This window comes from Amycolatopsis pigmentata, from assembly GCF_042684065.1.
Classification (GTDB): Bacteria; Actinomycetota; Actinomycetes; order Mycobacteriales; family Pseudonocardiaceae; genus Amycolatopsis_E; species Amycolatopsis_E pigmentata.
Window position 1 is genome coordinate 1189638 of record NZ_JBHUKR010000007.1, and the last position, 13668, is coordinate 1203305.

General features: G+C 68.4%; 16 protein-coding genes and 1 pseudogene. 10 read left to right on the forward strand and 7 right to left on the reverse strand.

All coding sequences use genetic code 11. From position 1 onward, the window contains the following. The first annotated feature begins 40 nt into the window (after nt 1–40). The 5 genes from ACFSXZ_RS18760 (at nt 41) to ACFSXZ_RS18780 (ending at nt 3549) form a co-directional block, all read left to right on the forward strand. Nucleotides 41–457: a helix-turn-helix domain-containing protein gene (locus ACFSXZ_RS18760; RefSeq protein ID WP_378266520.1), complete on the forward strand. Its 417-nt coding sequence runs from the start codon at nt 41–43 to the stop codon at nt 455–457. Continuing rightward, entirely contained in the window at nt 423–1076 is a 654-nt protein-coding gene (locus ACFSXZ_RS18765; RefSeq protein ID WP_378266309.1) for a hypothetical protein, read from the forward strand. Before ACFSXZ_RS18760 ends, ACFSXZ_RS18765 begins: the two co-directional genes overlap by 35 nt. Before the next feature lie 110 nt (nt 1077–1186). After that, on the forward strand, nt 1187–1483 hold the full coding sequence (locus ACFSXZ_RS18770; RefSeq protein ID WP_378266310.1) for a DUF2516 family protein: 297 nt from the start codon (nt 1187–1189) through the stop codon (nt 1481–1483). Nucleotides 1484–1507: 24 nt separating this feature from the next. After that, nucleotides 1508–2059 (forward strand): YbaK/EbsC family protein, encoded by a 552-nt coding sequence (locus ACFSXZ_RS18775; RefSeq protein WP_378266311.1) that lies wholly within the window; start codon nt 1508–1510, stop codon nt 2057–2059. 41 nt (nt 2060–2100) lie between these two features. Further along, complete coding sequence (locus tag ACFSXZ_RS18780; RefSeq protein WP_378266521.1) at nt 2101–3549, forward strand: aromatic amino acid lyase; 1449 nt, start codon at nt 2101–2103, stop codon at nt 3547–3549. On the opposite strand, the gene ACFSXZ_RS18785 is transcribed toward ACFSXZ_RS18780, so the two are convergent. Both ACFSXZ_RS18785 and ACFSXZ_RS18790 read right to left on the reverse strand, forming a co-directional pair. Then, entirely contained in the window at nt 3476–4195 is a 720-nt protein-coding gene (locus ACFSXZ_RS18785; protein ID WP_378266312.1) for an ABC transporter permease, read from the reverse strand. The genes ACFSXZ_RS18780 and ACFSXZ_RS18785 overlap by 74 nt on opposite strands. After that, nucleotides 4192–4878 (reverse strand): ABC transporter permease, encoded by a 687-nt coding sequence (locus tag ACFSXZ_RS18790; RefSeq protein ID WP_378266313.1) that lies wholly within the window; start codon nt 4876–4878, stop codon nt 4192–4194. Before ACFSXZ_RS18790 ends, ACFSXZ_RS18785 begins: the two co-directional genes overlap by 4 nt. A gap of 111 nt (nt 4879–4989) precedes the next feature. Here ACFSXZ_RS18790 and ACFSXZ_RS18795 point away from each other — a divergent pair, with 111 nt between their 5' ends. From ACFSXZ_RS18795 to ACFSXZ_RS18805, 3 genes are all read left to right on the forward strand, one after another. Then, nucleotides 4990–5901, forward strand: a complete 912-nt coding sequence (locus tag ACFSXZ_RS18795; protein ID WP_378266314.1) for an ABC transporter substrate-binding protein — start codon at nt 4990–4992, stop codon at nt 5899–5901. Between the two features lie 120 nt (nt 5902–6021). Further along, entirely contained in the window at nt 6022–6462 is a 441-nt protein-coding gene (locus ACFSXZ_RS18800; RefSeq protein ID WP_378266315.1) for an SRPBCC family protein, read from the forward strand. Nucleotides 6463–6581: 119 nt separating this feature from the next. After that, nucleotides 6582–7406, forward strand: coding sequence for a hypothetical protein (locus ACFSXZ_RS18805; protein ID WP_378266316.1), 825 nt, complete (start codon nt 6582–6584; stop codon nt 7404–7406). A gap of 1 nt (nt 7407) precedes the next feature. Here ACFSXZ_RS18805 and purU read toward each other — a convergent pair whose 3' ends face one another. From purU to ACFSXZ_RS18830, 5 genes and pseudogenes are all read right to left on the reverse strand, one after another. Beyond that, nucleotides 7408–8268: a formyltetrahydrofolate deformylase gene (gene purU / locus ACFSXZ_RS18810; RefSeq protein ID WP_378266317.1), complete on the reverse strand. Its 861-nt coding sequence runs from the start codon at nt 8266–8268 to the stop codon at nt 7408–7410. 14 nt (nt 8269–8282) lie between these two features. Beyond that, nucleotides 8283–9017, reverse strand: a complete 735-nt coding sequence (locus ACFSXZ_RS18815) for a maleylpyruvate isomerase family mycothiol-dependent enzyme (RefSeq protein ID WP_378266318.1) — start codon at nt 9015–9017, stop codon at nt 8283–8285. Between the two features lie 127 nt (nt 9018–9144). Beyond that, a pseudogene (locus ACFSXZ_RS18820) lies at nt 9145–9624 on the reverse strand (DedA family protein); the annotation flags it as partial. A gap of 167 nt (nt 9625–9791) precedes the next feature. After that, nucleotides 9792–10583, reverse strand: a complete 792-nt coding sequence (locus tag ACFSXZ_RS18825; protein ID WP_378266319.1) for a class I SAM-dependent methyltransferase — start codon at nt 10581–10583, stop codon at nt 9792–9794. Then, a complete protein-coding gene (locus ACFSXZ_RS18830; RefSeq protein WP_378266320.1) occupies nt 10562–11062 on the reverse strand; it encodes a DUF2505 domain-containing protein in 501 nt (166 codons plus the stop codon). Before ACFSXZ_RS18830 ends, ACFSXZ_RS18825 begins: the two co-directional genes overlap by 22 nt. A 116-nt stretch (nt 11063–11178) precedes the next feature. Here ACFSXZ_RS18830 and ACFSXZ_RS18835 point away from each other — a divergent pair, with 116 nt between their 5' ends. Together ACFSXZ_RS18835 and ACFSXZ_RS18840 are read left to right on the forward strand one after the other, a co-directional pair. After that, complete coding sequence (locus tag ACFSXZ_RS18835) at nt 11179–12195, forward strand: UDP-N-acetylmuramate dehydrogenase (protein WP_378266321.1); 1017 nt, start codon at nt 11179–11181, stop codon at nt 12193–12195. A 181-nt stretch (nt 12196–12376) separates the two neighbouring features. Further along, the gene (locus ACFSXZ_RS18840) at nt 12377–13555 is read left to right on the forward strand and encodes a L,D-transpeptidase (RefSeq protein ID WP_378266322.1); all 1179 of its coding nucleotides are present in this window, start codon (nt 12377–12379) and stop codon (nt 13553–13555) included. The last annotated feature ends 113 nt before the right edge of the window (nt 13556–13668 follow it).

Sequence of the window (13668 nt, forward strand, 5' to 3'; positions counted from 1 at the left end):
ATGAGGCAAGGTGGCCGAGGCCGACGACCAGCCGGGACCGATCGAGAAGGTCGGCCACATCGCCTCCGACATCGGCGAGTACATCCGGCAGCAACGCAACAACGCGAAGATTTCGTTGCGGCAGTTGTCGAAACTCGCCGGAGTGTCCAACCCGTACCTGAGCCAGATCGAGCGAGGGGTCCGCAAGCCCAGCGCGGAAATCCTCCAGCAGATCGCCAAAGGACTGCGGATTTCCGCCGAAGCCCTGTACGTCCAGGCGGGAATCCTCGATCTGCCCTCCGGCGGGCCGGTGCCCGACGCGATCCGCGCGGCCGCCGAGCTCACGGAGCGGCAGAAGCAGGTGCTGCTGGACGTGTACGAGTCCTTCCGACGCGAAAACACCGCCGGAAACGGCGGGGAAGTCACCCCAGGGAGTGATCATCATGGCGAACACCAGCCGGAACACCAACCGGACTGACGAAGTGCGCAAGGCCGTGAGCAGCGCCACGGAGCAGCTCCGCACGCCGCTGCTGGCCGCGCTCGGTGCCGGCAACCTGGCGAGCCAGGCCGTCGCCGATGTCGTGTCCAAGGCGAAGGAGCGGGTCACCGAGACCGGCGAGGCCGCGCGCAAGAACATCGAGGAGCTGCCCACCGAGGTGACCACCCTGCGCGAGCGGCTCGACCCGGCCGAACTGCGCAAGGTCATCGACGACTACACCGAGGCCGCGCTCAAGCTCTACAACAAGCTGGCCGAGACCGGTGAGCAGGCCTGGGACCGCTTCCTCGCCGAGCCGCGCGTGAAGGACGTACTCAAGCAGGTCGAGGAGGTCCTCCACACCGCGCAGGACCGCGTCGGTGAAGTGAGCGCGGAGGCCAAGGAGAAGGTCGAGGATGTCCTCGGCACCGTATCCAAGAAGGCCCGCACCGGTGGCGAGAAGGTGGCGGAGGCGAGCGAGGCCGCCGCGGGGAAGGTCGAGCACGCGCCGGCTCCCGCGAAGCCCGCTCCCAAGACGACCACCTCGCGCACGACCAGCACCACCCGGCGCACGTCGCCGGCGGCCAAGAAACCGTCCGGCGGATCCACCACCTCGAAGTAACGACTGACCTGCCAGGGCCCGTCCGGACTGTGGTTCCGGACGGGCCTTTCGTGGCATCCTTGGTCACAGGGGAAGGGATAGAAGGGGTAGAAGGGACGTAAGCTGTAACAGTGCCGCCTATCGCCGCGTGGATCATGCTGGTCATCAGCTGGGCCGGAACCCTGGCCGGCGTTTTCGCGTTCATCCACGCCCTGACGCAGCGCGCCGACGCCTTCGCCGCCGCGGACCGGAAGACGAAACCGATCTGGCTGGGGATCACCGGCGCGGGCACGGTGGCGATGGGCCTGTTCGGTTTCGGTGGCGCGGGCACGTTGTTCTGGCTCGCCGGGATCGTGGCGGTGCTGGTGTACATCGTGGACGTCCGTCCGAAGCTGATCGAGGTCCAGCGCGGCGGCCGGAACTGGTAGGTCGCCGCCCATTAGTCTTTGGGTATGCGGAACTGGACCGTTGCCGGGACCCTGACCGTCGAGCCGGCGGCCGAACGCCCCGACCTGCTCGCCGAACCCGTCGTCAAAGCTCTCGCCACGCTCGACGATTCCGACATCGGAGCGGTGGCGATCGACCCCGAACTCGCGGACACCGCGGCTTTCTGCGAGGCGTATTCGTCCCAGATGAGCGCGTCCGCGAACTGCGTCGTCGTCGCTGGTAAGCGCGGCGGGGATGTCCGGTACGCGGCCGCGCTGGTGCTCGCCACCACCCGGGCCGACGTGAACGGTGTGATCCGCCGGAGGCTGGACGTGCGCAAGGCATCGTTCGCGCCGATGGAGGAGGCCGTCAGCCTCACCGGCATGGAATACGGCGGGATCACGCCGATCGGCCTGCCCGCGGGCTGGCCGATCCTCGTGGACATGGCCGTCGCCGACGCTGAAGAACTGGTGATCGGCAGCGGTGTCCGGGGCGGAAAGCTCCTGGTGACCGGTGCGCTACTGGCCTCGCTGCCCGGCGCCGAGGTCATCGAGGGGTTGGCCAAGCCGGTCGAGTGACCGTCCTCGTCACCGCCCCGGACGATCTGGACAGCCGGACCATTCGGCGGATCGCGGCAGGCGCTCCGGTCCGGCTGGACGACGGGCTCATGACCGCCGTCGCCGCGCACCGGAAACGCGTCCTGGCGGCGCTCACGCAAAGCGCGAAGCCGGTCTACGGCGTGAACACCGGCATGGGCAGGCTCGCCGGGACGGTGCTCACGGCGGAGCAACAGGCCGATCACCAGGTGAGGCTCCTGATCGGCCGGGCTGTCGGAGGTCCGCCCTGGCTGCCTGACGACGACGTTCGCGCGGTATTAGCCGTGCGGCTCCGCGATGTGCTCATGCCCGAGACCGGGGCTAGTGCGGAACTCGCGCGGTTTGTGGCCGACCGGCTCAACGACGGGTTCGTGCCTGCTGTTCCCCGCACCGGGCTGGGTTCGGCCGGGGAAATCATCCCGTTGTGCCACGCCTTCCAGACCTTCGCCGGCATCGGCACGGTGCTCGAAAACGGTCGGGAAGTACCGGCCGCGCAAGCGCTTTCTTCCCGTGGTGTGGACCCCTACCGTCCAGGTCCGAAGGAAGGGATCAGCCTGCTGCAGGGAACTCCGGTGGCCGTCGCGCACGCGCTGCTGCGGGTTGAGCAGGCTTCGCTCGCGGTGGACCGGCAGCTCGTCACCTGTGCCATGGCCGTCGACGTGCTCGGTGCCCCCCGTGCGGTCTACCGTTCGGCCCTGGGTGGTCCGGACCGGGTTCTCACCGGTGTGCTCGCCGAGGTCCACGCCCTGACCGCGGAGGCGGCCGAACGACCGGAACTGGTCCAGGCGCCCGTCTCGGTCCGCGTCGCACCCCATGCCGTCGCCTATGCCCGCCGTACCCTGGCCGAACTCGAATCCGCGGCCGGAAGAGTTCTCGCCATGCCCACGGATTCCCCGGCCTTCGTCGAGGGGGAGTTCGTTTCCACCGCCGGTTTCCACGCCACCGAACTGGGGCTGCGCATGGACGCCGTCACCGCTTCGCTGACGCATCTGGCGGAGGTGGGCGTCCAGCGGATCCACCGCATGCTCGACGACCGGTTTTCCGGCCTGCCCGCGCAGCTCACCCCCGATCCCGGCCCGCAGGCCGGGCTGTCACCCCTGCACAAGAGGGCGGTGGGCGAGTTGCACGCGATGCGACTGCTCAGCACGCCGGCCACCCTGGGTTCCTTGGACACCTCGGCGGGCCAGGAGGACGTGCAAGCGTTTGCCTGCGCGGCGGGCGAGCAGTTGCGCGAGGCACTCGACCGGCTGCTCGTGATCACCGCGTGCGAGCTGATCACCGCACACCAGGCGCACGTCCTCCGGGGAAACCCCGGCGCGCCCGCGCTTCGTGACGTCTATCGCCAAGTGGGCGAGATCGTGCCCGCCGTGCTCGTCGACCGGCCGCTCGGGCCGGAGATCACAGCGCTCGTGCGCGCACTGCGGTCGTGGCGGTCAGGCCCTTGGGCACCGCGAGGCGGGTCAGCAAGCTGAAGAGGCCGTCACACGCGAGGGCGAGCAGCACCACCGCCACCCCGCCGGCCAGGATCTCGCCGTAGCCTCCCGCGCCTTGGGCGAAACCGTCCACAATGTACCGGCCGAGGCCGCCTCCGTCGTTGACGATCGCCCCGATCGCCACGGTCGCGATCAGTTGCAGGAACGCGACCCGCGCGCCGGCCAGAATCACCGGCGACGCCAGCGGGAGTTCCACGCCGAGCATGATCTGCGTCTCGGTGTGCCCGGTGCCGCGGGCCGCGTCGACGGCGCCGGCGTCGACGGAGATCACGCCGGCGTAGGTGTTGGCGAACAGCGGCGGCAGAGCGAGCGCGACCAGTGCGATCAGCAACGGCCAGAACGAAGTGCTGAACTGCCACCGGCTCGCCAGATACCAGACCAGAATGATCAGCCCGAAACTCGGCACCGCGCGGCCGATGTTCACCACGCTGCCGGCGAGGAAGGCGCCGCGGCGGTAGTGCGCGAGCCACAGTGCGAACGGGATGGTCAGAATCGCCGCCACCGCAAGGGAAAGCGCGGAGAAACCGAGATGTTCGAGGGTGCGGTAGGGGATCCCGGCCGGGTCGCTCCAGCTCCACCGGCCCGGCCGGCTCAACCACTGCCAGGTCTGGTCCCAGATGTTCATGCGCGCGCCTTCCTCGCCCACGGTGCGAGCGCCCGTTCCGACAGCCACAGCAGCAGATCGACCACCACGGCCAGCACAATGGACAATCCGACGCCGACGATGATCGCGGTCGGGTTGGGGGTGGTGGTCTGGATGCCCTGGCGGATGAAGTACCCGAGTCCGCCCATGCCGAGCATCGAAGTGACCGTCACCAAACCGATGGTGGTGACCGCGGCGACCCGGAGACCGGCGATCACCACGGGCAGCGCGAGAGGCAGTTCGACGCGGAGCAACAGTCTCATCCGCGTGAACCCCATACCGACCGCGGCTTCGCGCACGTCGGCGGGCACCTGCTCGACGCCGGTGACGATGTTGCGTAACAGGATCAGCAGCGTGTACGTCGCGAGCGGGATGACGGCGGTGGTGAACGACAGCCCGAAAAACGGCACCAACAGGGCGAACGCACCGAGACTCGGGATCACGTAAAGGGCACCGGCGCCGGCCAGCGAGAGCGAGTAGAACCACCGCCAGCGCAAGGAAATCACGGCCAGCAGAACCGACACGATCAGGCCGATGGCCAGCGCCGTGGCGGTCAGGGACAGATGTTCTCCGAGCCTTCGCACGATGTTGTGCGCGTTACGCTCGACCCAGCGCCACTCGAACAACGGCCGGGTCGACTCGGCCAGCACGATCGATCCATCCACCGGGCCAGCATAGGCGTGGACGCCGTCACAGTGTGTTTCCCAGAATGTGGTTTTTGTCCCTGGCTGCTTATATGGTCTGCGTACTCGCGCGCCAACAGGAGGGTGAAGCGGATGCGCTGGACTCGGAAGTTGCAGGCCGGAGCGGTGGTGGCGGCGGTACTACTGGGCCTGACCGCCTGTGGTGGCGGCGGACAGCCCGCGGCGGCGAGCAAGGGTGGCAACCCGATCGTGGTGGCCTCGTTCAACTTCACCGACAGCCAGATCCTCGCCGAACTCTACGCACAGGCGTTGGAGGCGAAGGGCTATCCGGTGACGCGCAAGTTCAACATCGGTTCGCGTGAACTGGTCTATCCCTCGCTGAAGTCCGGGGAACTCCAGTTCATCCCGGAGTACCAGGGTGCGGCGATCAGCAGTGGCTTCAACGAGCAGGCCCCGAAGGACGCCGAATCCGAGCACGCCAAGCTCGCCCAGCTGTTCGCGCCGTCGGGTGTCTCGTTGCTGAACTACGCCCCGGCGGAGAACAAGAACACCTACATCGTGAAGTCCGATCTGGCGCGGCAGCACGGTTTGACCAAGATCAGCGACCTGGCCAAGCTCGGCGCCGTCACCCTGGCCGGACCACCGGAATGCGGGACGCGGGCGAACTGCTTCGTCGGTTTCCGCGACGCCTACAAGTTGAACGTGACGTTCTCCAGCGTCCAGGAGGCCGGCCCTCGCCTGGAGCAACTGCGGTCCGGTGCGGTCACCGTTATCCCGGTCGACTCGGTCAGCCCGCCCACCGCGGACCCGCAGTACACGGTGCTGCAGGACGATCTGGGAATCGTCGCCACGGAGAACATCGTCCCCGCGGTGAACGGAAAGATCCTCGCCGAGCGGGGGGACGACTTCAAGAACACGGTGAACGCGGTCAGCGCCAAGCTGACCACCGAGCAACTGCGTGACTTGAACAAACAGGTCGATGCGGACGGTGACGCGGTGCCCGACGTGGCCAAGGACTGGCTGTCGCATCAGGGGCTGACGTAAGCGTTACGAAGCCGACCGAAAGTAGGCGGATACGGATCTGCGGCGGACCTGTTTGGAGACGCCCGTTTCCGCCGTGGCTGCCGTCGGGTCGGTAACGAACGGCACAGTAGAGTCGCGGCCATGGCTAAGGTTCATGCTCACGCCGAACGCACGATCGGCGCGCCGGTGGAGAAGGTGCGGGCGCTGGTCGCCGACTACGCCGACACGCGGCCGCGGATCCTGACCGAGCACTACCGCGACTACGAAGTCGTCGAGGGCGGCACGGGTGCGGGCACGAAGGCGAAGTGGAAGCTCCAGGCCACTTCGAAACGAGTCCGTGACGTGCTGGCCTCGGTGACCGAGCCCGCGCCCGGCACCCTGGTCGAGACCGACGCGAACTCGACCATGGTGACGACGTGGACCGTGAGCGCCGCCGGTGACCGCACCATCGTGCGGATCGAGACGACCTGGGAGGGCGCGAGCGGGATGGGCGGATTCTTCGAGAAGACGTTCGCTCCGGTCGGCCTCAAGCGCATCTACGACGGGGTGCTCGACAAGTTGGCGGAGCTCTCCGTTTCCTGACGGTTCGGTTGTCCACTGCGGAGAGGCGCGCGCCGCGTGGCCGTACGCCTCCGGGCGTAGGAAGAGGAGACGCAGCCAGAATGACGACGTGACGCCGGGAAAACCGCACGATCGGTGTCATGGAAACGTTCGGATCCCCACCCGGTGAAACGACTTCGCCCGGTGTGCGGCCCGCGGTCGACAGGGCGCGGGCCGCGTTGGTAGAAAAGTGGGCTCAGGGCCGGCGCGTCGAGCGTGTCGCATACCTGGTGGCGGCGGTGCTGTTCACCAGTGGTCTCGTTCATTTCGGCGTGTTGGTGACCACGGGTACGACTTGGGAAGGCCCCTTGTCGTACCGCAAGGCGATGACTTTCGGACTGTCCTTCGGACTCACGCTGGCGACGCTCGCGTGGGCGACATCGTTTCTCGCGATGCGTCCGAGAACTCGCACGCTTCTGCTCGGCGCGTTCACCGGCGTCAGTGTGGTCGAGGTCGCGCTCATCACCATGCAGGTCTGGCGGCGGGTGCCCTCGCATTTCAACTTCGAGTCCGGTTTCGACTCCGTGGTTTCGATGGGTCTCGCGCTGGGTGGTGCGGTGATCATCGCGACCGTGTTCGGCTTCACGGTCACCGCGTGGCGGGCCACGACGGCACTTTCGCCGAGCATGCTGCTGGCCCTGCGCTTCGGGCTGACTGTGCTGATGGGCGCGCTCGCGGTGGGCGCCATGATGATTGCCGACGGGGTGCGCCTGGCCCGGGGCGGTGACCCGCAACTGGCCTACACCACGGCGGGTGCCCTCAAGCCGGTGCACGCGGTGACCATGCACGCGATCCTGGCCGTCGGCGGCCTGGCCTGGTCGCTGCGCTTCACCGAGTGGTCCGAGCGCCGACGGGTCATGGTCATCCGGGCCGTCATCATGGTCTATACCGTGCTGATCGCCGTCGTCTGGGCCGTCTTCGGGTGAACTAGAAGACCACGGTGCGGTTGCCGTGGACCAGAACCCGGCGTTCCAGGTGCCAGCGCAGGCCACGGGCGAGGGTGACCTTCTCGATGTCCCGGCCCTTGCGCACCAGGTCCGCGACGCTGTCGCCGTGGTCGACGCGGATGACGTCCTGTTCGATGATCGGTCCGGCGTCGAGGTCGGCGGTGACGTAGTGGCAGGTCGCGCCGATCAGTTTGACCCCGCGTTGGTAGGCCTGGTGGTAGGGCCGGGCACCGGCGAAGGACGGCAGGAAGCTGTGGTGGATGTTGATCGCGCGCCCGGCCCACTCGTCGCACACCTCCGGCGGCAGGATCTGCATGAAGCGGGCGAGCACGACCGCGTCCGGGTCGTGCGCGGCGACGATCTCCCGCACCTCGGCGAAGGCCTCCGCCTTGCTCTCCGGCGGGAACGGCACGTGGTGGAAGGGAATGCCGTGCGCGCGGGTGATGTCGGCGAGGGTGTCGTGATTGCCGATCACCGCCCGCACGTCCACGTCGAGCTCGCCGGAGGCGACGCGGCCGAGCAGGTCGTAGAGGCAGTGACCTTCCCGGGAGACGAGGATCACCGCGCGCGGCCGGATGCCGCTGTCCTGGACGAGCCAGTTCGACTCCGCCGACAGGGACGCGGCGACCTCGGCGAACCGCGCGCGTAGTTCGGCCAGCCCGAACGGCAGCGAGTCGGCCTTGATCTCTTGCCGGGTGAAGAACCAGCCGGTGTCGGGGTCCGCGTGGTAGGCGGCCTCGACGATCCAGCCGCCCGCGTCCGCGACGAAAGAGGCGACACGGGCGATGATGCCGGTCCGGTCGGGGCAGCCGAAGGTGATCACGTAGCGTCGATCGGGCACCCCGCCATCCTCGCTCACGGTGCTCGAAGTGTCTCCAGCAGGCCGGTTTCGCCGGTCACCGAGGCGTGGCTCGGACGACCCCAAAGCCGCCGGTAGACGGCGTCCGCGGTGCCCGCGATCGTCAGGTCCCCGGCCGAACCTCCGCGCGTGGTCTCCGGCGTGGCCCCGGGTTCGATCCGCACGGTCCAGCTGAGCGCCACGTCGGTCGCGTGCAGCAGCACGGTTCCCCCGTCGGCCGCCTCGTCCGCCCGGCGTATCGACGGCACCATCAAAGTGGTCAGTTCCTCGATTCCGTCGGCGGCGAAATCGGGGTCGAACAGCAGCGCCGGGACGGCGTTCGGGTCGGCGTCCCCGGCACGTGCGTGCTCGGCGTCCAGGCGGTGAATCGCCGCCTCGTGGGCCTGCCGCCACGCCCATGCTCCCGTGGTCCCCGGCATCCGCGCGAACGGTGTCCAGGCCGGTTTCTCCGGCTCCTCCAGTTCGGCGAGCAGGCCCGTGACCTGCTCGTCCCACCAGCTCAGCAGGTCGTCCCAGGCTTGGGGCGGGTCACCGGCCCGGACGTCGTGCCCCGCCGTAGCCCCCACCGCGGCGCGCGCCCACGACTGCACTCTTGCCAAGTGACCGACCAACCGCGCGACGGTCCATTTCGGACAGGTCGGGACTTCCGCGTCCGGCCCCGCTTCGATCGCCGCCGACCGCAGTTCGGCGCACTGGTTCCGGATCGCGGTGAGGTACCACTCGTGTCGCATGGCGCGAGCGTAGCCGCCGCGCCACCTCGATGGCGCCCACCACGAGCAGTCCGATCCCGCACGACAGAAGCAGCCCCTTCACCGGACGGCCGGCGAAGCTCGCGCCGCCCACGAACCCGACGGCCGTGCTGTACACGGCCCAGATCGCCGCGCCCACGAGGTCGAGGACGGCGAACCGGAGCCACGGAAAGCCCATGCCGCCGGTAGCGAGTCCGGTGGCAAGGCGGCCGCCAGGAAGGTAGCGCGCGCCGATGATCAGCAAGGCGCCGTGACGGGCGAGGTGCGCCCGGGCCCACTCGTAGCGTGCCTCGCCACCGGGGCCGCGCTCGAGCCGTCGTGCCATGACCGGACCTGCCCGGCGGCCGATCCCGTGGGACAGACAGTCGCCGGTCCAGGCTCCGGCGGTCGCGACCACGGCCAGCAGCGCCAGTTTCGGCAGGGCAGGCCCGAGGAACACGGCGACCGTGACGACAGTGGTCTCGCTGGGCATGAACGGCACCAGCGCGTCGAGCGCGGCCACCAGAAAGACGATCAGCCAGAGCCACGGTGAGCCGAGTACCTGGTGCAGAGCCGCGGCGATCTGGCTCAGCGTGTCAGCCACGGGCATTCCGCCGGTCGGTGGTCCAGGGCATCTCGACTCCCAGCTGTCGTCGGCGCCGGGCGCGCCCGCTCGCCCTATTGTGATCACCCAAGGCCACGTCGAGGTGACGCAGCGCGGTGTGCCGGGTTAACAGCCGGATTCGCCTCCGCCCGCCGGAAACAACCGGAAAAAGGTCACGCAGGGGCGACCGTGTGCCAGGGCACGGTCAGTTCGCCCATTCGCGAGCGGCGCTGGCCACCCAGCACAGGCCACCCGCCTGCGGCGAGCATGCGCACCGTCTCCACCCACCGGAAGCGCGCGCCGAACGCCCGGTGCGGTGCCGCGACAGCCCAGTACCTGTCCAATAAGGACAGAAGAGCGTGAATGCGCTCGCCCGGAACATTCCGGTGAATCAGGGCTTTCGGCAATCGTTCGGCCACTGTGGACGGACGGTCGAGCGTGTCCAGGGCGCAGGAGAGGGTCAGGCTGAGCGGGCCGTCGGCGGTCAGCGCGATCCACGTGGAGAGCCGGCCGATCTCGTCACAGGTGCCCTCGACGAGCATGCCGCCGGGCGCGAGCCCGGCCAGCATGTGCCGCCACGCTCCGGGCACCTCCTCCTCCGGGTACTGGCGCAGCACGTTGAAGGCGCGGACCAGCACCGGACGGGTCCCGGCGAGTTCGAACCCACCCTGCCGGAACTCCAGCCGGGGCGGATCGGCGTGCGGCAGCGCGGCCTCGACCCGGTCCTGGTCGAGTTCCAGTCCGAGCACCCGCACGTCCGGACGGACCTTGCGCAGGCGGTGGGCGAGTTCGACGGTGGTCACGCCGGAGGCGCCATAACCCAGATCCACCACCAGCGGGTCCGCGGCGCCCCGGAGCAGCGACCACGTTCGCGGCGATGTCGTCAGCCAGCGGTCGACGCGGCGCAGCCGGTTCGGATGGGTGGTTCCCCGGGTCGGCGATCCTACGACGGCTCGCCGAGCCATTGAGCCGTGAATTCGGCCTCACTACGCAGCAGGTCGGTGACCTGCCCGGCGACGAAACCCTCGATCTTGCCGCCGACGAAGGGAAGGTGGACCTTCACTTCGCCGTTGGTACGCAGCACGGTCCGGGCCCCCTCGGCTACCAGGTCGGTGCGGGCGCCGATGTCTCCCGGCACACCGGAAACGGTCGCCTTCACCGCGCCGGTGTAGGTGTCACCGGTCTTCGTCCAGGTGTGCTCGCGTTCGACGACCAGGTCACCACGGTGGAGGGTGCGCACGAACGACGGAAGCTTGTCGGCGGTCACGCCCTGGTGGAGCACGAACCGCCACTGGTCGCCGTCGTGCGAGTACGTGACGATCCGGGCGTTGTGCCCACCGATGGCGTCCAGGCGTGCCTGGACCGCTTCCCGTCCGGCCACCGCGGTGAACACGTCCGCGATGCCTCGCGAAAACTCCGCCCGGTGCTCGATACGCGCTGCCATGAGCGCAGACAGTACCCCCACCACCGCCCTCAACGGACACGCTGCGGCGTCGGAGGGCGGCGCGAAGGGATGAGCCAAGGCGAGGCCGGACGGGTGTTCCTCTACGGTTTGTGCCCATGAGCCCTGTCGAGACCCGGACCCTCCTGGCCGACCACACCACGCTGAGGCTGGGTGGCCCGGCGGGCCGGTTCGTCATCGCCAAGACCACCGATGACCTGCTGGAGGCGACCCGCGCGGCCGGTGAACCCGTGCTGTTGCTCGGCGGCGGGTCGAACCTCGTGGTGGGTGACGCCGGGTTCGCGGGGACGGTGATCAAGATCGCCACCGAGGGCTGGCGGTTCGACGGCGCCGAGGTCGAGGTCGCGGCGGGGCAGAACTGGGACGAGTTCGTCGCCGCCATGGCCGGCGAGGGCTTCTCCGGACTGGAATGCCTTTCGGGTATCCCCGGCTCGGTGGGCGCGACACCGATCCAGAACGTCGGCGCCTACGGGTGCGAGGTGGCCGACCTGCTGGTCTCGATCGAGTGTTTCGACCGCCGTACCGGCGAGATCGTCACGATGACGGCCGCGGATCTGGGCTTTTCCTACCGGACGAGCGTGCTCAAGGGCAGTGACGCGAGGATCGTGCTGAGCGTGCGGTTCGCGCTTCGCGATGACGGCCTTTCCGCGCCGATCCGCTATCCCGAACTGGCTCGTCTGCTGGAAGTCGAACCCGATCAGCAGGCACCCGCCGAGCGCGTCCGCGAAGCGGTGCTGGAGTTGCGGCGCGGCAAGGGAATGGTGCTCGACGCGGACGACCACGACACGTGGAGCGCTGGGTCCTTTTTCACCAACCCGATCGTGCGGCCCGGCATGCTCGACCGCTTGCCCGATGACCTCCCCCGGTATTCAGCCCGAGGTGGGGTGAAGCTCTCCGCCGCGTGGCTCATCGAACATGCCGGTTTCGCCAAAGGACACCCGGGTCCCGGAGGCCGGGTTTCGTTGTCCACCAAGCACACCCTCGCGCTGACCAACCGCGGCCCGGCCACGACCGGCGATCTCCTCGCGCTCGCTCGCGAAGTTCGTGACGGAGTCCGCGCCCGCTTCGGCGTCACCCTCGTCCCGGAACCCCTGCTGATCAACTGCGACTTCTGAACATCACTCCCTCCGAAGTTTCCGACGACGGCAGGGCAGGTCCGTACCTCCCGCCGTGTTAACGAAACCGTGGCATTCTGGGATCTAGGGGACAAACGAGCAACCAAGCCGGGCTCGATGACGTCCAGTCAAGACTGCAAGGTTCGAACAACACTGTGGTCGGCCGGGGTGGAGGGAAATCGTGATCGAAAGACGGACGGTGTTCAAGGCCACGCTCGCCTCGGGGGTCGCGGCGCTGGCCGCGGCTTGTACCGGCGACGTTCACCTCAACGGTGGCGCCGCGGCCCCCGCGCAGCCACCGAAACCCGTCGAACCGGTAGCGAAGATCACGACCGAACCCGCCGTGGGCGCCGGCGGCGTATCGGTGCGCGATCCGGTGACGGTCAAGGTCACCGCCGGAAAACTGACCGACGTCAAGGTGACCAATGCGGAAGGAAAGGAGGTCCCCGGGACCTTCAACGCCGACCGCACGGCGTGGACCAGCTCCGACGTCCTCGGTTACGACCGGACGTACACCTACGCCGCGGGCGCCACCGGTGACGACAACAAGCCCGTCCAGCTCACCGGTACTTTCACCACGCTCAAGCCCGCGCAGCAGACCCGGATCAGCGTGAATCCGTCCGACGACGCGCGGGTCGGGGTCGCGATGCCGGTGAGTGTCAAGTTCGCCGCGGACGTGACGAACAAGGCCGAGGTGGAGAAGGCGCTCACGCTCAAGACCTCGAAGACCGTCGAAGGATCGTGGGGCTGGCTTTCGTCCCGTCAGGTGGATTTCCGGCCCAAGGAGTACTGGCCCGCGGGCGTGGAGATCACGGTGGGCGCCCATCTCTACGGCATCGACCTCGGTGGAGGTACCTATGCCAAGGCCGACGTCACCAGCAAGTTCACCGTGGGCCGCAACCAGGTGGTGAAGATCCACACGCCGGACCACGTGATGAACGTCTACCGGGACGGCCGGCAGGTCAAGAGCTACCCGTGCAGCAACGGCCTGGACTCCGACATCGACCGCAACACCCCGAACGGCACCTACATCGTGATGTCCAAGGAGCCGCACGCGATCTTCGACAACGCGCGCTACGGCTACACCAACGTCGACAAGAAGTGGGCCTGCCGGTTCTCCAACCACGGCGAATACATGCACGAGAACCAGGACAACGCCGCCGCGATCGGCAAGACCAACAACTCCCACGGCTGCGTCAACCTCCTCGAGGCCGACGCCAAGGACTACTACGACTCGGCGCTCGTCGGGGATCCGGTGGAGATCACCGGTTCGCGGCTCGGGCCCGTGGTCACCTCGGACGTGATGGACTGGCTCGTCGACTGGTCGTCCTGGAAGTCGAGGTCCGCCCTCAAGAGCTGAGTTCCCCGCTCACGGCGGCCGGGAAGATTCCGGGGGCCCGCGTACGTTGGGGGGAGGTGGCGGCGCCGTACGACCCCGGGGAGTGAACTTCAGTGACGATCTCGCTGCACGGT

Bases quoted from the DNA above. Each gene is read 5' to 3' on its own strand.
- ACFSXZ_RS18765 (WP_378266309.1), top strand. From the start codon at position 423: ATGGCGAACACCAGCCGGAACACCAACCGGACTGACGAAGTGCGCAAG.
- ACFSXZ_RS18775 (WP_378266311.1), top strand. From the start codon at position 1,508: ATGCGGAACTGGACCGTTGCCGGGACCCTGACCGTCGAGCCGGCGGCC.
- ACFSXZ_RS18785 (WP_378266312.1), bottom strand. From the start codon at position 4,195: ATGAACATCTGGGACCAGACCTGGCAGTGGTTGAGCCGGCCGGGCCGG.
- ACFSXZ_RS18795 (WP_378266314.1), top strand. From the start codon at position 4,990: ATGCGCTGGACTCGGAAGTTGCAGGCCGGAGCGGTGGTGGCGGCGGTA.
- ACFSXZ_RS18800 (WP_378266315.1), top strand. From the start codon at position 6,022: ATGGCTAAGGTTCATGCTCACGCCGAACGCACGATCGGCGCGCCGGTG.
- ACFSXZ_RS18805 (WP_378266316.1), top strand. From the start codon at position 6,582: ATGGAAACGTTCGGATCCCCACCCGGTGAAACGACTTCGCCCGGTGTG.
- ACFSXZ_RS18815 (WP_378266318.1), bottom strand. From the start codon at position 9,017: ATGCGACACGAGTGGTACCTCACCGCGATCCGGAACCAGTGCGCCGAA.
- ACFSXZ_RS18825 (WP_378266319.1), bottom strand. From the start codon at position 10,583: ATGGCTCGGCGAGCCGTCGTAGGATCGCCGACCCGGGGAACCACCCAT.
- ACFSXZ_RS18830 (WP_378266320.1), bottom strand. From the start codon at position 11,062: ATGGCAGCGCGTATCGAGCACCGGGCGGAGTTTTCGCGAGGCATCGCG.
- ACFSXZ_RS18835 (WP_378266321.1), top strand. From the start codon at position 11,179: ATGAGCCCTGTCGAGACCCGGACCCTCCTGGCCGACCACACCACGCTG.